Source organism: Streptomyces sp. NPDC030814, from assembly GCF_055572155.1.
Genome location: NZ_JBVIDX010000020.1, coordinates 103206 through 124236 on the forward strand (window position 1 = coordinate 103206; position 21031 = coordinate 124236).

Genomic DNA, 21031 nt, shown 5'->3' on the forward strand with positions numbered 1-21031 from the left:
TCACGCCTGGGCGGGAATCGGTAACCCGTGCGTCATCCGGGGCCGCCGCCCCGCGCCGTCCTGTCACGGCCGCGTCATCCTCAGGACATTCAGTGCCTCGTCGAGTTGTTCCACCGTCAGATCGCCGCGGTCCACGTATCCGCTCTCCAGGACGACCTCCCGGATGGTCTTCCGCTCGGCCAGCGACCTCTTGGCGACCTTCGCCGCCTCCTCGTACCCGATGTACTTGTTGAGCGGTGTGACCACCGACGGCGACGACTCGGCGTACTCCCGGGCCCGCTCCCGGTGGGCGACGATCCCGTCCACGGTCCGGTCGGCGAGCAGCCGGGAGACGTTCGCCAGCAGCCGGATCGACTCCAGTACGTTCTTCGCGATGACCGGCAGCATGACGTTGAGCTCGAAGTTGCCGGAGGCGCCCGCGACGGAAACCGTCGTGTCGTTGCCCGTGACCTGGGCGGCGACCATGAGGACGGCCTCCGGGATCACTGGGTTGACCTTGCCGGGCATGATCGAGGAGCCCGGCTGGAGATCCGGCAGGGAGATCTCCGCGAGGCCGGTGCGCGGCCCGGACGCCATCCACCGCAGATCATTGGCGATCTTGGTGAGGGACACGGCGATCGTACGGAGCTGGCCGGACGTCTCGACGACGCCGTCCCGCGCGCCCTGTGCCTCGAAGTGGTCCCGCGCCTCGGTCAGCGGCAGCCCGGTGACCCGCGCGACCTCGGCGATCACGGCGGCGGAGAACCCGGGCGGGGTGTTGATGCCCGTCCCCACGGCCGTACCCCCCAGGGGCAGTTCGGCGAGCCGGGGCAGCGACGCCTGCAGCCGCTCCACGCCGTACCGGATCTGGGCCGCGTATCCGCCGAACTCCTGGCCGAGCGTGACCGGTGTGGCGTCCATCAGATGTGTACGGCCGGACTTCACGACGTCCGCGAACTCCTCCGCCTTGCGGGAGAGCGCGGCCGCGAGGTGTTCGAGCGCCGGGATCAGGTCGTGGGTGACGGCGGCGGTGGCGGCGATGTGGAGGGAGGAGGGGAAGACGTCGTTGGACGACTGCGAGGCGTTGACGTGGTCGTTGGGGTGGACGGCCCGGCCCAGCCGCTCGGTCGCCAGGGTGGCGATGACCTCGTTGGTGTTCATGTTCGACGACGTCCCGGAGCCGGTCTGGAACACGTCCACCGGGAAGTGGTCGTCCCACCGGCCCTCCGCGACCTCCTCCGCCGCGTCCTGCACGGCCTCGGCGATGTCCTTGTCGAGCACTCCCAGCTCGGCGTTGACCTTCGCCGCGGCGCCCTTGATCCGCGCCAGGGCCTCGATGTGGGCGCGCTCGAGGCGCTGCCCCGAGACCGGGAAGTTCTCGACCGCCCGCTGGGTCTGCGCACGCCACTTGGCGTCCGCGGGGACCCGGACCTCGCCCATGGAGTCGTGTTCGACGCGGTAGTCACTCATGACCCGTACAGCGTCCGGGCCCGTCACGATGTTCCCGGCTTCCCTCGTACGAGTGAGGGCGCGATCGCGTGGGCCCTTGTCGGCGGTGTGCAGTAGCGTCACCGCGTCGACCCAACGGTCGACGAACTCCGACGAAAGAACGTGCATTGAGAAGCGCTGTCATACGCCGGTCCTGCGCGGCCGGTGTCGCTGTCCTGTCGCTGACCCTGCTGGCCGGCTGCTCGGACTCCGGCGAGGACGGGAAGGAGACGGGCAAGGGTGGCTCCGGCTCCGCCGGGAAGAAGACGCCCGCCCTGTCCGCCGCGGACCTGGAGAAGGTCGTGCTGAAGGACGGCGACGTCAAGGGGCACAAGGTCACCGCCCCCACCGTCACCGTCGAGCAGAAGGACATCACCACCGAGGACAAGGCGTGCGCCCCGCTGGCGTACGCGACGATCGGCTCGGTCGTCGACCGGCCCGGCGCCACCGTGCAGCGTGAGACGGCCAGTGTGCCGAACGCCGCGGACCCCAAGAGCCTCGACGTCACCCGCACCCTGATCCGTCTGTCCTCCTACGAGGGCGACGGCGCCGAGGCCGCGCTGGCCTCCCTGACCAAGTCCGTGGACGCCTGCGCCAAGGGCTTCAAGGTGACCGCCGACGGCACGGACCAGCAGGTCACCAAGGTCGCGAAGACCGAGGCTCCCGGTGGCGCCGACGAGGCGGTGGCCCTCGACGTCGTCTCCGAGGCCGAGGAGGCCAAGGTCCCGATGAAGGTCGTCGTGGTCCGCAAGGGCGCCACGGTGGCCTACTTCACCGCGCTGAACATCGGATCCCTCGCCACGGGCAAGGACTTCGACTTCCCGGCCGAGATCGCCGACGCGCAGATCGCCAAGCTGGGCTGACGGCCCGCCGGGCGACCACGGCTCGTACGGATGCCCGCGCCCCCGGAAGGCGAAGCCTCCGGGGGCGCGGGCATCGTCCGGCCTAGGCCAGGCCCGGCCCGCGGACCGGGATGGTCGTGAACGTCGGGGCGGGCGCCGGGTCCTTGAAGAAGTCGTTGCCCTTGTCGTCGACGACGATGAACGCCGGGAAGTCCTCGACCTCGATCTTCCAGACGGCCTCCATGCCGAGCTCCTCGTACTCGACGACCTCGACCTTCTTGATGCAGTCCTGGGCGAGGCGGGCCGCGGGGCCGCCGATGGAGCCCAGGTAGAAGCCGCCGTGCGTGCCGCAGGCATCGGTGACCTGCTGCGAGCGGTTGCCCTTCGCCAGCATCACCTTGGAGCCGCCCGCCGCCTGGAACTGCTCCACGTAGGAGTCCATGCGGCCGGCCGTCGTCGGGCCGAAGGAACCGGAGGCGTACCCCTCGGGGGTCTTCGCCGGACCCGCGTAGTACACCGGGTGGTCCTTCAGGTACTGCGGCATCTCCTCGCCCGCGTCCAGCCGCTCCTTGATCTTGGCGTGCGCGATGTCACGGGCCACGACCAGCGGACCGGAGAGCGACAGCCGGGTCTTGACCGGGTACTTGGTCAGCTCGGCGAGAATGTCGTCCATCGGCTGGTTGAGGTCGATCCGCACGACGTCGCCGGCCTCGTCGAGGTGCTCGTCCGTGGTGTCCGGCAGGAACCGAGCCGGGTCCGTCTCCAACTGCTCCAGGAAGACGCCCTCGGCGGTGATCTTCGCGACGGCCTGGCGGTCGGCGGAGCAGGACACGGCGATGGCGACCGGGCAGGACGCGCCGTGCCGGGGGAGACGCACCACACGCACGTCGTGGCAGAAGTACTTGCCGCCGAACTGCGCGCCGATGCCGATCTTCTGCGTCAGCTCGAAGACCTTCTCCTCCAGCTCCTTGTCGCGGAAGCCGTGCCCGAGCGGCGAACCCTCGGCGGGGATCTCGTCCAGGTAGTGCGCGGAGGCGTACTTGGCGGTCTTGAGCGCGTACTCGGCGGACGTACCGCCCACGACGATCGCGAGGTGGTACGGCGGGCAGGCGGCGGTGCCCAGGGAACGGATCTTCTCCTCCAGGAACTTCATCATGGAGGCCTCGTTCAGGACGGCCTTCGTCTCCTGGTAGAGGAACGACTTGTTGGCGGAGCCGCCGCCCTTGGCCATGAACAGGAACTTGTACGCGCCGCCGTCCGTCGCGTACAGCTCGATCTGCGCCGGGAGGTTGGAGCCGGTGTTCTTCTCCTCCCACATGGTGAGCGGAGCCATCTGGGAGTAGCGCAGGTTGAGCTTGGTGTACGCGTCGTAGATGCCCTGCGAGAGCGCCTTCTCGTCCCCGCCCTCGGTGAGGACGTTCTGGCCGCGCTTGCCCATGACGATCGCCGTGCCGGTGTCCTGGCACATCGGCAGGACGCCGGCCGCCGCGATGTTCGCGTTCTTCAGCAGGTCCAGCGCGACGAACTTGTCGTTGCCGGATGCCTCGGGATCGTCGATGATCCGGCGCAGCTGCGCCAGGTGGGCCGGGCGCAGATAGTGCTGGATGTCGTGGATGGCCTCGGCCGCCAGCTTGCGCAGTGCCTCCGGCTCCACCTTGAGGAAGGTGCGTCCGTCGGCCTCGAAGGTGGAGACACCCTCGGAGGTCACCAGCCGGTACGGAGTGGTGTCCTCTCCCATGGGGAGCAGATCGGTGTACTCGAACTCAGGCATCGGTGCCCATTCCTCACTAGACAGGCTGATTCAGACGCGGCTCGCCTCCGGGGCGCCGGAGCCTGTGGCTCACACCGGCGGCCGGCCTCCGTCGGCGGCGTCCACCAGCGTAGGACCTGCCGCCGACGGCGGGCTTGTGAGGTAAGGCTCAGTTCCACGCCGACGGGGTCTATCGCGATCTATCGTGAATGGGTACGCTGCTGTCGTGGACCTTCAGAAGCAGACCGGAGCGCATGCAGCCGCCGCCGAGTTGCGCGCCTCGGACGCCGACCGTGACCGCATCACCGACATCCTTCGTGACGCCCTCGCCGAGGGGCGCCTCACCGCCGAGGAGCACGCCGAGCGGGTCGAGGGTGTGCTGGCCGCCAAGACGGTCGGCGCACTGGACGTGTTCATCCGGGACCTGCCCGCCGCGCACAAGCCGTCGGCGTACCCGCCGCCGTCCTCCGTGCCCAACCGCCCCGCCCCCGGCTCCATCCCGATCGACGCGGACGAGCGTCTGCTCGCGGTCTTCAGCTCCTCGGTCCGCAAGGGCCGCTGGCGGGCCGGCCGCCGCATCCACGCGTACGCCGTATTCGGCAGCGTCGAGATAGACCTCAGCGAGGCCCTCTTCGAGCACCGACAGGTGATGATCAGGGCCGTCTCCCTCTTCGGCAGCGTGGAGATCCGCGTCCCGGAGAACGTTTCCCTGCGCGGCAGCGGCGGTGGTGTCCTCGGCGCCTTCGAGGTGGACAACCTGGACTCCGGCGAGCCGGACGCGCCCGTGGTCTACGTGGACGGCTTCGCCGTACTCGGCAGCGTCGAGGCGAAGCCCAAGCGGGGCAAGATGATCGCCGATCTCCTAGGCCGGGTGACCGATCATGTCGCCCGCAAGGTCGACGGCGGTTTGCGCAAACACCTGGACCGTTGACGCTTGTGAATCGGATCGCTCCCGGACTGTTCCCGAAGGGGTTCGGTCCGCTTGTGACCGCTTGGTGAGGCCCTGAATTTCGGCGGTTGGGGACTCAGTGCATAGGCCCGCGCACAGCGGGTAGGCCTTGCTGCATCGTCTCTCGCTCGCGAAGCCGTCGTCAGGAGTAGACCGTGCTGCAACCGCCGCATTCGTCCCTGCAGGTCGCTGCCGTTCCGCCCCAGCGGGTGCCAGTGCGAGACAGGGATCAGGACGCCCCGTGGCACACGGAGGCCGTGTGCCGGCGTGACGAGGCCGGGCTGTTCTTCGCCCCCTCCAAGGAACCCACCGCGGCCCGGCTCTCCCGCGAGGAGGCCGCCAAGCGCGTCTGCGCCCGCTGCCCCGTCATGGTCGAGTGCCGGGAACACGCACTCCTGCAACCGGAGCCGTACGGCGTCTGGGGCGGTCTTACCGCGGCGGAACGCCGAGTGGTGCTCGCCCGGAGGCGCCGCCGGGACCTGGAGTTGAAGAAGGCGGCGCGCGCAGCGGGGACGATAGCCGCCGCCGGCTGACATCGACGGCTCCACCGAGGGCGCCCTCTTCCGCACCAGAGGGCGCCTTTGTGGTGCCGACCAGGGGCCGGCGAGGACGACGGCGGCAGCCGGGTAGCCGTCAACTCCGGAAGGCGCCCTCTCCGCACAAGACGGCGCCTTCGTGATGCCGGTCGCCCGAAGGCCGTGCGGGCCGCGGGGAACTGCGCGCGACAAGCCACGGCGAACCCCGCAGCCGACAGGCAACCGCGGTCCCTCTGATCCCCACCGCTCGACCGGCGGAGCTACTTCGCCTTCTCGAAGTCGATGGAGCTGTAGGCCCGCAGCTTGCTCAGCCGGTGCACCGAGTCGATCCGCCGCACGGTCCCCGACTTCGACCGCATCACGATCGAGTCGGTCGTCGCGGTCTCCGACCGGTACCGCACACCCCGGAGCAGTTCACCGTCGGTGATCCCCGTGGCGACGAAGAACACGTTCTCCCCGGACACCAGGTCGTCCGTGGTCAGCACCCGGTCGAGGTCGTGCCCCGCGTCGATGGCGCGCTGCCGCTCCTCGTCGTCCTTCGGCCACAACTTGCCCTGGATCGTGCCGCCGAGGCACTTCACCGCGCAGGCCGAGATGATGCCCTCGGGCGTACCGCCGATGCCGAGCAGCATGTCGACCCCGGTGCCCTCCCGCAGCGCCAGGATCGAGCCCGCGACATCACCGTCCGAGATCAGCTTGATGCGCGCACCGGTCTCCCGGATCTCGTTGATGATGCCCTCGTGCCGCGGCCGGTCGAGGATGACGACCGTGACGTCCTCGGGCGTGGACCGCTTGGCCTTGGCGACCCGGCGGATGTTCACCGAGACCGGCGCGTTGATGTCGACGAAGTCGGCGGCCTCGGGGCCGGTGACGAGCTTGTCCATGTAGAAGACGGCCGACGGGTCGAACATCGTGCCCCGGTCGGCCGCCGCGAGCACGGCGATCGCGTTGGTCATGCCCTTGGCCGTCAGTGTCGTGCCGTCGATCGGGTCCACGGCGATGTCGCACTCCGGGCCGGTCCCGTCACCGACGCGCTCCCCGTTGAAGAGCATCGGGGCCTCGTCCTTCTCGCCCTCCCCGATGACGACGACGCCGTTCATCGAGACGGTGGAGACGAGGGTCCGCATGGCGCGTACGGCGGCGCCGTCGGCACCGTTCTTGTCCCCGCGGCCGACCCAGCGGCCCGCGGCCATCGCGGCCGCCTCGGTCACCCGTACGAGCTCCAGGGCGAGGTTGCGGTCGGGGGCCTCGGAGGGGACTTCGAGCTCGGACGGCAGATGATGATTCTCGGTCATCGGAGCGCACCTTTCTGATACGACGACGGCCGGATGAGGGTTCGGGCCGACTCTATCGTCAGGCTGACAAATTGAGCAGGGGACCCCACGGATGAGCAGACCGGTGCACCTGCGACGATGAGTTCGTGGCAGGTACGAAAGGCAAGCAGACCGTTCGCGACATGGTCCTCTCCCTGGGGCTCATCGTGCTCGCGGCATGGGTCATCTATCTCTTCATCCCGCACGACGAGACCGAGCAGGAGCTCAAGCGTGTCGACTACCGCGTCGAACTGCTCACGGCGCGCCGTGCCGCCTCCTATCCGGTGGCCGCGCCGGTAGGCCTGCCCGACACCTGGAAGGCGACCTCCGTCCGTTTCAGCGGCGCCGACTCCGACCACTGGCACCTCGGGTTCCATGCCCCCGACGGTCAGTACGTGGCCGTCGAGCAGTCCGCCGGGAAGCCGTCCCGGTTCATCCCGGACGCCACCCAGGACGCGAAGAAGACTGGCACGACCGACGAGATCGGCGGCGAGACCTGGACCCGCTACGAGGGCGACCGCTACGACGCCCTCGTCCTGCGGCGAGAGGGGTCCACCACCGTGGTGGCGGGCAGCGCGTCGTTCGAGCAGCTGACGAAGATGGCGCGGGCGCTGCGGACGGAGTGAGGCGCCCGCGCATGCGGAAAGGGCCCCCGGCGATCCTTGCCGGGGGCCCTTTCCGCGTCGTGCTCGGTGTCAGACGGTCGTGATGACGTCGTCGTAGGCCAGGCGCGGGGAGCGCGGGTAGGAGGCGCCCTCGCCCGGCTTGCCGATGTTGACGACCATCAGCGGGGTGTGGTCGTCGTCCAGGAACTCCTTCTGGACGCCCGCGGCGTCGAAGCCGGTCATCGGGCCGGCGGCGAGACCCGCGGCGCGGACACCGATGATGAAGTACGCGGCCTGGAGGGCGGCGTTCAGCCCGGCGGCGGCCTCACGGGCCGGGCGCTCGGCGAAGAAGAGGTCCTTGGCCTGCGGGAACGCCGGGAACAGGCTCGGCAGCTCCTCGTGGAACTCGTTGTCCGCGGCGAGGATCGCGACCAGCGGGGCGGTGGCGGTCTTGGCCTGGTTGCCCTCGGCCATGTGCGGCACCAGACGCTCGCGGGCCTCGGCGGAGCGGACCAGGACGATGCGCAGCGGGGTCTGGTTGAAGGCGGTCGGGCCGTACTTGACCAGGTCGTAGATCGCCTGCACCTGCTCGTCGGTGACCGGCTCGTCGGTGAACGCGTTCGCGGTGTGCGCCTCGCGGAACAGCAGGTCCTGGGCGGCGGGGTCGAGAACGAGAGACATGGAACAACCTTCGGAAGACGGCGCTGACGACTTCGAAGGTACGCAATGGAAGTTCAAATTTCAATCAAAAGCGGGGTCGGGTGATCCTCTTCACACGAACCGGTGATCGGCTTCACAAGAACCGGGGGTGTCTCCCCAGGTGCGGGACCTGGCAGGTATGCGATGCCCGGAAGGTTGGGTCAGCCCTGCCCGTCGCCGGCGGCGTCCGCCTGCTCGTCCTCCGCCAGCGCCGCGTCCAGCCGCGCCCGCGCACCGTCCAGCCAGCGGCGGCACACCTTGGCCAGTTCCTCGCCGCGCTCCCACAGTGCGAGGGACTCCTCCAACGTCGTACCGCCCGCCTCCAGTCGCCGGACGACCTCGATCAGCTCGTCACGCGCCTGCTCGTAGCCGAGGGCACGGTCGGCCTCGGACGGTCCGGCCGCCCCGCCCGTCACGGTGGTCTCCTCGGCCTCGCTCACGTTGCTGGTCATGCGGCCCACCTTATGCGTCCCCTCCGACAGTGCCCTCGACCCGGACGGCGAACTCGCCCTCCGCCACCCGCGCCCGCAACGGCTCCTGGGCCGTGACCTCCTCGGGCGCGCGCACCACATGCCCGTCCGCCCTCTGGAGCACCGCGTACCCCCGCTTCAGGGTCGCGGCGGGGGAGAGGGCCACCACGCGCGCGTGCGTGTGCGTCAGCTCCGAGACGGACCGGTCCAGATGGTGGCCGAGGCACCGGCGAGCCCGGTCGAGCAGCGAGACCACCTGGCCGGCCCGCTCGTCGATCATGCGGTGCGGATCCTCTATCGAGGGGCGCGCCAGGGCGTGCGCGAGCCCCCGCTCCTCCCGCTCCACGAGCGCCTGGACGCACCGCCGCGCCCGGTCCCGCAGCCACCGCACCCGCTCGTACTCCTCGCCGACGTCCGGCACGACCTTCTTGGCCGCGTCGGTCGGCGTGGACGCCCGCAGGTCCGCGACGTAGTCCAGCAGCGGGGTGTCCGGCTCGTGCCCGATCGCCGACACCACCGGCGTACGGCACGACGCCACCGCCCGGACGAGCTGCTCGTCGGAGAACGGCAACAGGTCCTCCACGCTGCCGCCGCCGCGCGCCACGATGATGACGTCCACGCCCTCCATCGCGTCCAGCTCCTTCACCGCCTGCACGACCTGCGGCACCGCGTGCACACCCTGCACGGCGACGTTGCGCACCTCGAAGCGGACGGCCGGCCAGCGGTGCCGGGCGTTCTCCAGCACGTCCCGCTCGGCCGCGGAGGCCCGGCCGCACACCAGCCCGATCAGCTGCGGCAGGAACGGCAGCGCCTTCTTCCGCTCCGGCGCGAACAGCCCCTCGCCGGCCAGCGACTTCTTCAGCTGCTCCAGCCGGGCGAGCAGTTCACCCACCCCGACCGGCCTTATCTCGGTGGCCCGCAGGGACAGCTGACCGCGCGGCGCGTACCACTCCGGCTTCGCGTGCACCACGACCCGGGCGCCCTCGCTGACGACGTCCGCGATCGCGTCGAAGACCTGCCGGTAGCAGGTGACGCTCACGGAGATGTCGTGCGACGGGTCGCGCAGCGTAAGGAAGACGACGCCGGCGCCCGGACGCCGCGACAGCTGCGTGATCTGCCCCTCGACCCACACCGAGCCGAGCCGGTCGATCCAGCCGCCGATGAGCCGGGAGACCTCGCCGACGGGCAAGGGGGCGTCGGCGGACGTGTTGAGAGCCATGTGGGGAGCGTAACGGGGGGTGCCGACAGCGCCTCATAGCTCGGGGGTGCGCAGTTCGTCGGCGAGTGCGGGTGGTTCGTGGTTTTGCGGGTGGTTCGTGGTTTCTCGCGCAGTTCCCCGCGCTCCTGAAGGGAACGGGCCTGCGGCCCGCCCCTTCATAGGAAAAGCACGGGGCGTAGCCCCGGTCGCTTTTCAGGGGCGCGGGGAGCTGCGCGAACAGCCCCCACTCACCCGCACCCGGCACACCCACGTTCACCCCCGAGCTCACCCCCCGCTCCCACGGCGGAGCCCTCCGCGGGGAACCCCCTACGATGGGGACCATGACCGCTTCGCCTGGCCGCCGCCGTGTCCTCCTCGCCGCTCCGCGCGGCTACTGCGCGGGTGTCGACCGTGCCGTGATCGCCGTCGAGAAGGCCCTCGAGCAGTACGGGGCCCCGATCTACGTCCGCCACGAGATCGTCCACAACAAGTACGTCGTGCAGACCCTGGAGAAGAAGGGCGCCATCTTCGTCGAGCAGACCGAAGAGGTCCCCGAGGGCAACATCGTGATGTTCTCGGCGCACGGAGTGGCCCCCACGGTCCACGAGGAGGCGAAGCGCGGCAGGCTCGCCACCATCGACGCGACCTGCCCGCTGGTCACCAAGGTCCACAAGGAGGCGATCCGCTACGCGGGCGAGGACTTCGACATCCTCCTGATCGGCCACGAGGGGCACGAGGAGGTCATCGGCACCTCCGGCGAGGCCCCGGACCACATCCAGCTGGTCGACGGCCCCGGTGACGTCGAGAAGGTCGAGGTCCGCGACCCGTCGAAGGTCGTCTGGCTCTCCCAGACCACGCTCTCCGTCGACGAGACGATGGAGACCGTCGGCGCCCTCAAGGAGAAGTTCCCGCTGCTCGTCTCCCCGCCGAGCGACGACATCTGCTACGCCACGCAGAACCGTCAGCTCGCCGTGAAGCAGATGGGCGCGCAGGCCGAGCTGGTCATCGTCGTCGGCTCGCGCAACTCCTCCAACTCCAAGCGGCTCGTCGAGGTCGCCAAGCTCGCCGGCTCCCGCGAGGCCTACCTCGTGGACTTCGCGAGCGAGATCGACGAGGCCTGGCTGGAGGGCGTGGAGACGGTCGGTGTCACCTCGGGCGCCTCCGTGCCGGAGGTCCTCGTCGAGGAGGTCCTGGAGTGGCTCTCCCAGCGGGGCTACGAGGACGTCGAGCTGGTCAAGGCCGCCGAGGAGTCGATCACCTTCTCGCTGCCGAAGGAGCTGCGCCGCGACCTGCGCGAGGAGGCGGCCGCCCTGGTAGCCGAGCGCACCGGACAGGGCGCCGCCGGCGCCTGAGCCCCGGCTGTCTCCGTACGGCCCCGGAACGTGAAGGTTCCGGGGCCGTACGCGTACGGGGACGTGAGGGTTCCCCGGCCGGGCTGCGGCCGGGTGGCCGCCGGCCGTGACTGTCCGTCGTTCGTCGTAACGTAAGGCTATGCACATCTTCGGCGTGGACATCGGTGGATCCGGGATCAAGGGCGCTCCCGTGGACCTTGACCTGGGCGACCTGGCGGACGAGCGGTACAAGGTGCTGACTCCGCACCCGGCGACGCCCGACGCGGTGGCCGACGGGGTGAAGGAGGTCGTCGACCACTTCGGCTGGACCGGCCCGGTCGGCATCACCTTCCCCGGCGTGGTCACGGGCGGCGCCACGATCCGTACGGCGGCCAACGTCGACAAGAGCTGGATCGACGTCGACGCGCGCGCCCTGCTCGGCGACCGGCTCGGCGGCCTCCCGGTCACGGTGGTGAACGACGCGGACGCGGCGGGCGTCGCCGAGATGCAGTTCGGCGCAGGGCGCGACCGTCAGGGCACCGTCATCATGCTGACCTTCGGCACGGGCATCGGCAGCGCCGTCTTCTCCGACGGCGTCCTCGTCCCCAACACGGAACTGGGCCACCTGGAGCTGGGCGGCCATGACGCGGAGACCCGCGCCTCCACGAAGGCCAAGGACGACCACGAGCTGACCTGGGAGCACTGGGCCAGGCGCGTCACCAAGTACCTCGCCCATGTGGAGATGCTCTTCTCCCCCGAGCTCTTCATCGTCGGCGGCGGCGTCAGCCGCAAGGCGCACAAGTTCCTGCACCTGATCGAGGGCATCCAGGCCGAGATCGTCCCGGCCCAGCTCCAGAACAACGCGGGCATCGTGGGCGCGGCGATGAGGGCGGCGAAGGCAGGCTGAACCCGCGGGGGCGCGGTCACGTCCGGCGGCGGGTCAGGAGCCGCGGGGCACCGTGCGACGGGGCTGGGCCGGGGGCCTCATGGGCCGGGGCCGGGCCGCGGCGCGGTCGTACGAGGGGCGGGGCTGGGCGCCCGGAGTTCCCGGTCGCCCGTACCCTCGGTGCCCTTCCGGCTCCCTTCCCTCCGCCCCCACTCTCCTCTGCTCCCTGGCCCGCTCCCACTCCCGCTCGGCCGCCCGCCGGGCCATCAGCCGCAGCTTGCGCACGGTCACGATGACGCCGGCGACGAGTGTGCCGCCGTAGAGCCAGCCCGCTGTCACGGCGAGGGTGGTGACCAGCCCCATGAGATACCCGGCGGGCCCGCCCTCGCCGTCGGCGATCGGCGGCAGTCCGGCCGCGAAGGCGATGGGCACGATCACCGGCCCGCTCACGAGGTCCGCTCGTCGCACCCACACCGCGGTCAAGGCGCTGACCGGCAGGAACAGTAGCCCGTACAGCGTGAGTGACGCATCGAACAGCAGCCGGTCGAGGCAGGCGAGCGTGAACATCGACAGCGCGCAGAAGAGGCCGCCACCCAGGCCGGTGAGGCGGGGATTGGGCATCCGGCGCATGGCGCTGGTGACGCGCCGCACGGTTCGCGCCGGGGCTGGAAGGGGTGCGCGCCCGACGACCGGGGCGCGACGCGGAGTCTCCGCGCTGCCCGGTGTCCGGCCACCTCTGGCCACCTGCGGCGGAAAGGGGGTGCTGCGCTGCGGTCCGGTCCGAGGGGGATGCGTCCTGTGCTGCTCCACTTGACCAACTTAGGTCGGTTAATGTGCCGAATCGGTCCACAGACACGCCGGGGAGGGGACCTTGGCCAAGCGTTCGATACGTCGCCGGGCCGCGCGCGGGCACGCCGTAAACTGGGGGACCGGCCAGCCCCCTGGCCCCTGGGGCACGTTCCGCCGGACCGCACCCCCAGGCCCCGCCGCCCCAGGCCCCCGGCCGCCTGGCCCTCCTACGTACGGGAAGTCGCAAACGTGTCGCTCACGATCGGAATCGTCGGTCTGCCCAACGTCGGCAAGTCGACCCTGTTCAACGCCCTGACCAAGAACGACGTGCTGGCGGCCAACTACCCGTTCGCCACGATCGAGCCGAACGTCGGTGTCGTCGGCGTCCCCGACGAACGCCTCACCAAGCTGGCCGAGATCTTCGGGTCGCAGCGCGTCCTCCCGGCGACCGTCGACTTCGTCGACATCGCGGGCATCGTGCGCGGCGCCAGCGAGGGCGAGGGCCTCGGCAACAAGTTCCTGGCGAACATCCGTGAGTCCGACGCGATCTGCCAGGTCATCCGTGCCTTCAAGGACGAGAACGTCGTCCACGTCGACGGCAAGGTCTCGCCCAAGGACGACATCGAGACGATCAACACCGAGCTGATCCTCGCCGACCTCCAGACCATCGAGAAGGTCCTGCCGCGTCTCCAGAAGGAGTCGCGCATCAAGAAGGACATCGCGCCCAAGGTCAAGGCCGTCGAGGAGGCCAAGGAGATCCTGGAGAAGGGCGACACCCTCTTCGCGCACGGGATCGTCCAGGGCAGCGAGCGCAACGAGCTCCTCCACGACCTGCACCTGCTGACGACGAAGCCGTTCCTGTACGTCTTCAACGTCGACGAGGAGGAATTGGTCGACGAGGACTTCAAGAACGAGCAGCGCGCGCTGGTGGCCCCCGCCGAGGCGATCTTCCTCAACGCCAAGCTGGAGGCGGACCTCGCCGAGCTGGACGAGGAGGACGCCCTCGAACTCCTCCAGTCCGTCGGCGCCGACGAGCCCGGCCTCGCCACCCTCGCCCGGGTCGGCTTCGACACGCTCGGCCTCCAGACCTACCTCACGGCAGGCCCCAAGGAGTCCCGCGCCTGGACGATCAAGAAGGGCGCCACCGCCCCCGAGGCCGCCGGCGTCATCCACACGGACTTCCAGAAGGGCTTCATCAAGGCGGAGGTCATCTCCTTCGGCGACCTCGTCGAGACCGGCTCGGTCGCCGAGGCCCGCGCCAAGGGCAAGGCCCGCATGGAGGGCAAGGACTATGTGATGCAGGACGGGGATGTGGTGGAGTTCCGCTTCAATGTCTAGCGGGTGATTTAGCGCCACTTCGCTGATCCGGCAAACATGCCGATCAACAGGGGTCTGACTCTTTGGGGTCAGGCCCCTTGATTTTTGCCGTGCTGGATAGGTGCTGGATTCGTGCTGGGAAGGATGAGAGCGCCCGTGCTGGGGCGAGCACTGTCCAGAGCCTGGCCTGCGGCCGAGCAACGTCTCGTGGCCCGTGACGGCCTTCGTTCACGTGGCGGAGGCGATGGCGCTCCGTCTTGCGGGTGGCGAGGGTCCCGGGGCCGGGGGGCATGGGGCCGTCCACCGGTTTTCGCGTGGGGCCCGCAGGGAGGCGAGACCCCCGCCACTGTCGGCGAACGATGTGGTGACCGTGTGGCGTGGAGTGTTCGGGTTCCCTGGCCTGGCGTCATGCCTCCTCGGCGCCGCGGTCTGACAGGGAGCCGTACTGGCTGCGCAGGCGGGCCTTGAGGATCTTGCCGGTGGCGTTGCGGGGCAGGGCGTCCACGAGGACGACCGACTTGGGGAGCTTGTACTTGGCGAGTCGGCCGGACAGGGAGTCCATGATGTCGTCGGGCGACACGTCGGCGCCCGCGCGGGGCACGACCAGCGCTCTGCCCACTTCGCCCCATCGTTCGTCGGGTACGCCGATCACCGCGCATTCGGCGACCGCGGGATGCTGGTAGAGGAGTTGCTCGACCTCTGCGGGGTAGACGTTCTCCCCGCCGGAGATGTACATGTCCTTGATCCGGTCGACGATCGTGACGTACCCCTCCTCGTCGACAGTGGCCGCGTCACCGGAGCGGAACCAACTTCCGTCCACGAAGGCGTCCTTGGTCGCTTCGGGCCACTGCCAGTAGCCCTTCATCACATTGAGGCCCGCGATGATCACCTCGCCGACCTCGCCCGGTGCGACATCGGTGAGGTCGGGCCGCACCACGCGTACGTCGGTGAAGAAGCAGGGTGTGCCGGCCGAGCCGGCCTTGCGGATGCTGTCCCGCGCGCGCAGGCCCAGCGCGGCGGGAGCGGTCTCGGTCAGGCCGTACGCCTGGAGGAAGGTCAGGCCACGGTCCTGGTATGTGTGGATGAGGGCCTTGGGCACGGGTGCCGCCGCGCACATCAGGATCCGGATCGACGACAGGTCGGCCGTCGCCCACCGCGACGACCGGGCCATGGCCTGGTACATCGCGGGCACGCCGAACATCCTCGTCACCCGGTGCTCGGCGATGACGTCGAGCACTCGTTCCGGGTCGAAACCGCCCATCAGCACCGACGTCCCTCCTTTGAGGAAGCCCGGCAGGAAGACGGTGTTGAGGGCGGCGGTGTGGAACATCGGTGCCACCACCAGAGCGACGTCGTCGGAAGCGATGTCCACGTCCAGCAGGATGTTGAAGCAGTTCCAGGCGATGTTGGCGTGGGTGAGCATGACGCCCTTGGGACGGCCGCTGGTGCCGGAGGTGTACTGGATCATGCACACCTCGTCGAGGCCGACCGCCTCGTCCAGGGGGTTGTCCGGCGCGCTCGCGAGTAGCTCCTCGTACGCCTTCCCCACCTCGACGTAGTGCTTCACCTCGACGTCGTCCCTGAACGCGTCGACGACGTCGGTGAGTTCGGCCCCGAACACCAGCACCGCCGCTCCCGAGTCGCCCAGGATGAAGGCCAACTCGGGTGCCGCGAGGCGGGTGTTGAGCGGGACGAAGACGGCGCCCAGCGCGTTCGTGGCGAACAGGGTCTCCACCAGGGCCGGATGGTTCGCGCCGAGGTAGGCCACCCGGTCGCCGTGCCCGACCCCCAGGGCACGCAGGGCGTGCGCGAGGCGCGTCACGCGCGCGGCCAGCTTTCCGTACGACAGGGATCCACCGTCGTGCACGACGGCGGTGGCCTCCGGTGCCATGCGGGCACGCCGCGCGGGCCATGAGCCGAGCCCTTGATTGCGCATGGTGCGTCTCTTTTCTCTCAGAGCTCTCAGAACCAGTCGGGCCATGTGTAGTCGGCCGATTCGTCGTGGTCCCGGCGGGGCGGCAACGGGGCGAGCCGCCCCCGGGAGAAGACCAGCGGCGAGACGCCGGTCTTCTCCACCCCGAGTTCCCGTACGCGGCCGAGGACGAAGTAGTGGTCGCCGAGGGTCCACACGTCGGCGATGTCGCAGTCGATCCAGGCGGCGACGCCCGCCAGGACGGGGCTGCCCGAGGGCGCGCCGCGCCACGGGTGGCGGTCGAAGACGTCGGGGGCCTTGGCGCTGACATCCCGGCAGAGGCCCTCCTGGCCGGCGGCCAGCACGTTCACGCAGAAAGCGCCGCCGGCCATGATCTTTGGCCAGGTGGTGGAGGAGCAGCCGGGGAAGAACGAGACGAGCGGGGGGTCGAGGGACACCGAGGTGAACGAGCCGATGACCATGCCGACCGGGGTGCCGTCGGGTTCCTTCGCGGTGACCACCGTGACACCCGTCGGGTAGTGGCCGAGCACGTGCCGGAACAGGCCGGGGTCGTCCGCCGGGCCACCGCCGGGCGCCGTCGCGGCGGGCGTCTGCCGGTTCACGCCGGGGTCTCCAGCCCGAGCAGAGAACGGGCGTACGCCGTGGCCCACGAGCCGTGCTGTGCGTTGATGTGTGTCTTGTACGTGGCGACGTCGCGCAGGTACCGCTGCATGCGCTCGCCGTTCGCCAGCGCGCTGGAGCCACTGGCCGAGGCCAGCATCTCGACGGCCTGGCAGGCGAGTTGGCCGGACTGCCGGGCCGTGACGGAGAGGGCCTGGTCGTCCAGTTCGGAGAAGGGCTCGCCCCCTGCCAGGCCCCGGGCGGCGTACGCGATGTAGTCGTCGGCGACCGACAGGATGATCCGCTGCGCGCTGTCGGCCAGGGCCGTTGCCAGGCCGAGGTTGCGCTGGTGTTCCGGATCGTGGCTGCGCGGCTTGAAGGGCGGCAGCAGGCTGTTCTTGGTGGTGATGATCCGCCGGTACTCGTCGACTGCGGCCCAGGCGGTGCCCGCCACGATCGAACACAGCTGGATGTTGAAGAACGACATCAGCCGGCCCGCGTACATCGGGTTGCCGTGCAGTTCCACACCCGGCCCGCCGGTGGCGTCGGTCGCCCCGAGGTGGGTCCTGGACACGTACTCGTACGGTACGAGGACGTCCTCGGCCACGACGCTGTTGGAGCCGCTGCCGCGGAAGCCCAGGATCTCGCCCCAGTTGTCGAGCATCCGCCAGTCGGAGGGCACGAGCACCATGCCCGGCGTGGGTATGCCGCCCTCTTCGTCGATGATGAGCACGCCACCCAGGAAGTGCGTGGAGACGTTGACTCCGGAGGAGTAGTCCCAGCGGCCGTTGACCAGGTACCCGTCGGGGGTCCTCCTCGCGGTGGCGCTCGGGGCGATCGGCAGCGGGGCCCGGAAGTCACCGTCCGGCCCGAACACCTCGCGCTGGATGCTCTCGGGGAAGCGGCCGGCCACCACCAGGCTGTGGGAGGCGGCCAGACACAGGTTCCAGCCGCTGGACGGGCAGCCGCGGGCCACCTCGGTGACCATCCGGGAGTAGGTCCGCAGGTCGAACTCGTAACCGCCGAAGCGGCGTGGCTGGAGGGACCGGTAGAAACCCGCCTCCAGGAACGCCTTGTGCGTGTCCTCGGAGATACCGGTCCGCTGTTCGGTCTCGTCCTGATGATCACGAAGCCAGGCCCTCATGCCGGCGGCCCGGCGCACCAGTTCCTCCGGTGTCAGCTCCGGCTCCGGCTGCGGAATTTCGATGATTTTCTCGGCTGCCTCGGTTGTCTCGGACAATTCGCACCCCATCCGCTGCTGTTCTGGGTCGGCCTGAAGCGAGTGTTGGCGGCGCGGCGAGGGACCGTCCAATGCCGGTAACTGCGGGCTTGATGAATGCCGTGCATCACAGCAGGTCGGAGGGGGTGACGGGAATGCCGCACATTTCTGCCTGGTGACGTGCGGGGAAGCGCGCTGTAACCTGGCGCGGACCACAACGCCGTGGACCTCGCCTTTCTGGAGGGCTGAGTGGAACTCCGGAACTTGCGCCATTTCTCGGCGCTCGCCGAGACCTTGAATTACCGGGTCGCCGCCGAGCGTCTGCACCTCACCCAGCCAGCGCTGACGCGATCGATCGCCGCCCTCGAGCGTGAGCTGGGTGTTCAGCTGTTCGACCGCGACAAACGGCATGTGGCGCTCACCGCCGACGGCGCGGAACTGCTCGAACGGGCGGGCGAGGTGCTGGCCGACGCCGACCGGCTCGCCGCCGCCGCGGGCGCCATCCGGGCCAGGCGACGGGACGAGGTGCGGGTCGCGTGCTACGGCGTGGCTCTGGCCGAACTCACTCATCCGGTCATCGAGGCGTTCTGCGAGCGGTATCCCAGCGTCACGGTCCGGGTACATGAAGCGGACTTCCACCAGGGTCTCGCCCCGCTGCTGGCCGGCGAGTACGACGTGGCGCTGTTGCCCCTGAACGTCGACATGCCGGGCGTGACACGCGTACCGATCTTCACCGAGCCCGCTTCCCTCGCGCTGTGGAAGGGGCATCCGCTGGCTGGGGCAGCCGCGGTGGACGTGACCGAGGTCTTCGATCAGCCCTGGGTCACCCCCGAGCCGGGCCTCGACTTCTGGGTGGGCGGACGAAACGGGGACGACGACGCCCCGACGGTCGGCTTCCACGCCCGCTCGGCCCAGGACGTGTCCTTGAAGATCGCCTACCAGCACATGGTGGGACTGATGCCGCTGTCGGCCACCCGGATGTTCCCGCACCCGGGAGTGCATAACGTCGCTCCGAAGGAGCCCCTCGGTTTGGTGGCCGCCGTCGTGTTTCCGGAGGCCGGTCACTCGCCCGCCGCCCCGGCGTTCGCCGAGGTCGCACGCCGGGTGGCCCGACGCGCGACCGGCGTTCCGTACGCCGAGATCTCCCAGTAGGAGGGGTCAGCCGCCGTGCGGCGGCTCGCCCGCCCAGGCCGCGTGCAGGACGGCGCGCAGATCGTCGGCGGAGGCCGGGCGGGGATTCGCGTACGGCGCCCCGAGAGCGACATCGACCGCACGGTCCACGTCGGCGGCGGTCAGGCCCAGGTCGGCGAGCGATCGCGGGATGCCCAGCCGCTCGCCCAGCTCGTGCAACTCCCGTACCGGATCCGGGACATCGAGCGCCCGGCGCAGCGCCGCCAGTGCCTCGGGAACCGCCGGCGCGTTGAAGGCCAGCACATGGGGCAGGACGACGGCGTGTGTCTCGGCGTGCGGCAGGTCGAAGGTGCCGCCGAGCACATGGCAGAGCTTGTGGTGCAGCCCCATGGTGGTGGCGCCGAGACACGCACCGCACAGCCATGCCCCGTACAGCGCGCGGCTGCGCGCGTCATGCCGCGAGGGGTCGGCGACGATCTCGGGAAGGGCCGCGGCCAGCGCCCGCACACCCTCCTCCGCCATGAGGGAGACGATCGGAGTGGAGTCCGGGGCGTACAGAGCCTCGACGGCGTGCGCGATCGCGTTCATGCCGCTCGTCGCGGACCCCACGGGCGGCATGGTGAGCGTGAGCAGCGGGTCGTACACGACGCTGCGCGGCAACACCTTCGGGTCGTGCCCGGTGCGTTTGACCGCGCCCTCGGTCAGGCCCCAGACGGGTGTCATCTCCGATCCGGCGTACGTCGTCGGGACGGCGACGATCGGCAGGCCGGTCCTGAGCGCGACGGCCTTGGCCAGGCCGGTCACGGAACCGCCGCCGACCGCCACGCAGCCGTCGGCCAAGGCTTCGCGAGCCGCTTCGACGGCCAGGTCGGCGACCTCCACCGGGACGTGCGTCACCGCCCCCGCGTGCAGCCCGGCGCAGGCGTCGCCGAGAGACGCGGCGACGGCACGGGCCGTGTCCAGGCCGTGGTCGTCGCACAGCACGAGGACGCGGCGCAGGCCGAGAAGCGCGACCTCGTCGGGCACCGCGTCCGGGACGGCACCCGACCGGAAGAGGACGCGCATCGGCTGGGCCTGGTAGGTGAAGTCCAGGGCGCGTTCCCTCACGCGATCACCGGTTGCAGCACGATGTCGAAGCGCGCCCGGCGGAAGGGGTTGGCCAGGCCCAACTCCGCGGCCTCCTCGGGGGAGTCCACCTCGACGAACTCCTCGACCAGGCTCTCCTTCACGGCGAAGACGGCGTCCGACTCCAGATAGTCGCTGCCTGCCACGAAGATGTGCGTCGTCACCGGGCTGTACCCCTCGGCGCCCACGATGAAGTGGACATGGGCGGGACGGTAGGGGTGACGGCCGGTCGCCTCCAGCAGCGAGCCGACCGGCCCGTCCGTCGGAATGGGATACGGGCTCGGAACGCACGAGCGGAACCAGAACCGCCCCTCCGCGTCCGCTGTGAACAGCCCGCGCCCATTGCCCGGCGGCTGCTTCTCCGGCTGCTGGACGTCGTAGAAGCCCTGGTCGTCGGCCTGCCACACGTCCAGCGTCGCGGCGGGCAGCGGGGTGCCGTCGACGGAGACGACCCGTCCGCTGATCACACACGGCTCGCCGCCGCCGACCAGATCGATGTTCGCCCCGAGTTCACGGACCGGGGACTCGGTCATGTGGAAGGGGCCGAGCACCGTCGAGTCGGTCGCGGCGGCCGTCTTGTGGTCGTTGATCGTCTCGACGAGCATCGACACACCCAGGACGTCCGACAGCAGGATGAACTCCTGCCGGGTGTCGTCGCACAGGTGCCCGGTTGCGGTGAGGAAGTCGATCGCCCGCTCCCACTCGGCCTGGGTCGGCTCGATGTCCCGTACGAAATCGTGCAGGTGACGCGTCAGAGAGACCAGCACCTCGCGCAGTCGGGGATCGGAGGTGTGGGCGAAGCTTTCCAGCACCGCCGTCGTCGTCGCGGTCTTCTCGGTCGTCGCGGTCTTCGCGGTGAGGTCCATGGCCG

The 21031-nt window shown here is 70.0% G+C and carries 20 protein-coding genes; 8 read left to right on the forward strand and 12 right to left on the reverse strand.

What is annotated here, in order from left to right; genetic code table 11:
• Window positions 1-63: 63 nt before the first annotated feature.
• Window positions 64-1449 (reverse strand): class II fumarate hydratase, encoded by a 1386-nt coding sequence (locus tag ACZ43N_RS32040; protein WP_468102578.1) that lies wholly within the window; start codon window positions 1447-1449, stop codon window positions 64-66.
• 146 nt (window positions 1450-1595) lie between these two features.
• On the opposite strand from ACZ43N_RS32040, the gene ACZ43N_RS32045 reads away from it, so the two are divergent.
• Complete coding sequence (locus tag ACZ43N_RS32045; protein ID WP_468102547.1) at window positions 1596-2330, forward strand: hypothetical protein; 735 nt, start codon at window positions 1596-1598, stop codon at window positions 2328-2330.
• Between the two features lie 82 nt (window positions 2331-2412).
• Here ACZ43N_RS32045 and ACZ43N_RS32050 read toward each other — a convergent pair whose 3' ends face one another.
• Window positions 2413-4080 carry a fumarate hydratase gene (locus ACZ43N_RS32050; RefSeq protein WP_468102548.1) on the reverse strand — a complete coding sequence of 556 codons (1668 nt, stop codon included), beginning with the start codon at window positions 4078-4080 and terminating at the stop codon, window positions 2413-2415.
• Window positions 4081-4285: 205 nt separating this feature from the next.
• Here ACZ43N_RS32050 and ACZ43N_RS32055 point away from each other — a divergent pair, with 205 nt between their 5' ends.
• Together ACZ43N_RS32055 and ACZ43N_RS32060 are read left to right on the forward strand one after the other, a co-directional pair.
• Window positions 4286-4990, forward strand: coding sequence for a DUF1707 SHOCT-like domain-containing protein (locus ACZ43N_RS32055; protein ID WP_468102549.1), 705 nt, complete (start codon window positions 4286-4288; stop codon window positions 4988-4990).
• Between the two features lie 173 nt (window positions 4991-5163).
• Window positions 5164-5541, forward strand: a complete 378-nt coding sequence (locus ACZ43N_RS32060) for a WhiB family transcriptional regulator (protein ID WP_468074428.1) — start codon at window positions 5164-5166, stop codon at window positions 5539-5541.
• Window positions 5542-5804: 263 nt separating this feature from the next.
• Here ACZ43N_RS32060 and glpX read toward each other — a convergent pair whose 3' ends face one another.
• Window positions 5805-6839 carry a class II fructose-bisphosphatase gene (glpX, locus tag ACZ43N_RS32065; RefSeq protein ID WP_468102550.1) on the reverse strand — a complete coding sequence of 345 codons (1035 nt, stop codon included), beginning with the start codon at window positions 6837-6839 and terminating at the stop codon, window positions 5805-5807.
• Window positions 6840-6964: 125 nt separating this feature from the next.
• On the opposite strand from glpX, the gene ACZ43N_RS32070 reads away from it, so the two are divergent.
• Window positions 6965-7483: a DUF4245 domain-containing protein gene (locus tag ACZ43N_RS32070; RefSeq protein WP_468102551.1), complete on the forward strand. Its 519-nt coding sequence runs from the start codon at window positions 6965-6967 to the stop codon at window positions 7481-7483.
• A 69-nt stretch (window positions 7484-7552) separates the two neighbouring features.
• Here the strand turns inward: ACZ43N_RS32070 and ACZ43N_RS32075 are convergent, their stop codons facing one another.
• The 3 genes from ACZ43N_RS32075 to xseA form a co-directional block, all read right to left on the reverse strand.
• Window positions 7553-8143 (reverse strand): malonic semialdehyde reductase, encoded by a 591-nt coding sequence (locus ACZ43N_RS32075; protein WP_468102552.1) that lies wholly within the window; start codon window positions 8141-8143, stop codon window positions 7553-7555.
• A 179-nt stretch (window positions 8144-8322) separates the two neighbouring features.
• Window positions 8323-8613, reverse strand: coding sequence for an exodeoxyribonuclease VII small subunit (locus ACZ43N_RS32080; protein ID WP_468102553.1), 291 nt, complete (start codon window positions 8611-8613; stop codon window positions 8323-8325).
• Between the two features lie 10 nt (window positions 8614-8623).
• Window positions 8624-9850 (reverse strand): exodeoxyribonuclease VII large subunit, encoded by a 1227-nt coding sequence (gene xseA, locus ACZ43N_RS32085; RefSeq protein WP_468102554.1) that lies wholly within the window; start codon window positions 9848-9850, stop codon window positions 8624-8626.
• A gap of 311 nt (window positions 9851-10161) precedes the next feature.
• Here xseA and ACZ43N_RS32090 point away from each other — a divergent pair, with 311 nt between their 5' ends.
• Together ACZ43N_RS32090 and ppgK are read left to right on the forward strand one after the other, a co-directional pair.
• On the forward strand, window positions 10162-11181 hold the full coding sequence (locus ACZ43N_RS32090; protein WP_468102555.1) for a 4-hydroxy-3-methylbut-2-enyl diphosphate reductase: 1020 nt from the start codon (window positions 10162-10164) through the stop codon (window positions 11179-11181).
• 139 nt (window positions 11182-11320) lie between these two features.
• On the forward strand, window positions 11321-12067 hold the full coding sequence (gene ppgK / locus ACZ43N_RS32095) for a polyphosphate--glucose phosphotransferase (protein ID WP_468102556.1): 747 nt from the start codon (window positions 11321-11323) through the stop codon (window positions 12065-12067).
• Between the two features lie 33 nt (window positions 12068-12100).
• Here ppgK and ACZ43N_RS32100 read toward each other — a convergent pair whose 3' ends face one another.
• Entirely contained in the window at window positions 12101-12667 is a 567-nt protein-coding gene (locus tag ACZ43N_RS32100) for a DUF6542 domain-containing protein (protein ID WP_468102557.1), read from the reverse strand.
• Between the two features lie 417 nt (window positions 12668-13084).
• Here ACZ43N_RS32100 and ychF point away from each other — a divergent pair, with 417 nt between their 5' ends.
• Window positions 13085-14173: a redox-regulated ATPase YchF gene (gene ychF / locus ACZ43N_RS32105; protein WP_468102558.1), complete on the forward strand. Its 1089-nt coding sequence runs from the start codon at window positions 13085-13087 to the stop codon at window positions 14171-14173.
• A gap of 385 nt (window positions 14174-14558) precedes the next feature.
• Here ychF and ACZ43N_RS32110 read toward each other — a convergent pair whose 3' ends face one another.
• The 3 genes from ACZ43N_RS32110 to ACZ43N_RS32120 are packed head-to-tail and all read right to left on the reverse strand — an operon-like array spanning window position 14559 to window position 17925.
• Window positions 14559-16088: an acyl-CoA synthetase gene (locus ACZ43N_RS32110; protein WP_468102559.1), complete on the reverse strand. Its 1530-nt coding sequence runs from the start codon at window positions 16086-16088 to the stop codon at window positions 14559-14561.
• A gap of 26 nt (window positions 16089-16114) precedes the next feature.
• On the reverse strand, window positions 16115-16687 hold the full coding sequence (locus ACZ43N_RS32115; RefSeq protein ID WP_468102560.1) for a flavin reductase family protein: 573 nt from the start codon (window positions 16685-16687) through the stop codon (window positions 16115-16117).
• Window positions 16684-17925 (reverse strand): acyl-CoA dehydrogenase family protein, encoded by a 1242-nt coding sequence (locus ACZ43N_RS32120; RefSeq protein ID WP_468102561.1) that lies wholly within the window; start codon window positions 17923-17925, stop codon window positions 16684-16686. Before ACZ43N_RS32120 ends, ACZ43N_RS32115 begins: the two co-directional genes overlap by 4 nt.
• 228 nt (window positions 17926-18153) lie before the next feature.
• On the opposite strand from ACZ43N_RS32120, the gene ACZ43N_RS32125 reads away from it, so the two are divergent.
• Window positions 18154-19056 carry a LysR family transcriptional regulator gene (locus tag ACZ43N_RS32125; RefSeq protein ID WP_468102562.1) on the forward strand — a complete coding sequence of 301 codons (903 nt, stop codon included), beginning with the start codon at window positions 18154-18156 and terminating at the stop codon, window positions 19054-19056.
• Window positions 19057-19062: 6 nt separating this feature from the next.
• Here ACZ43N_RS32125 and ACZ43N_RS32130 read toward each other — a convergent pair whose 3' ends face one another.
• Both ACZ43N_RS32130 and ACZ43N_RS32135 read right to left on the reverse strand, forming a co-directional pair.
• The gene (locus ACZ43N_RS32130) at window positions 19063-20100 is read right to left on the reverse strand and encodes a maleylacetate reductase (RefSeq protein ID WP_468102579.1); all 1038 of its coding nucleotides are present in this window, start codon (window positions 20098-20100) and stop codon (window positions 19063-19065) included.
• Window positions 20101-20138: 38 nt separating this feature from the next.
• Complete coding sequence (locus ACZ43N_RS32135; RefSeq protein ID WP_468102563.1) at window positions 20139-21026, reverse strand: intradiol ring-cleavage dioxygenase; 888 nt, start codon at window positions 21024-21026, stop codon at window positions 20139-20141.
• Window positions 21027-21031: the final 5 nt, after the last annotated feature.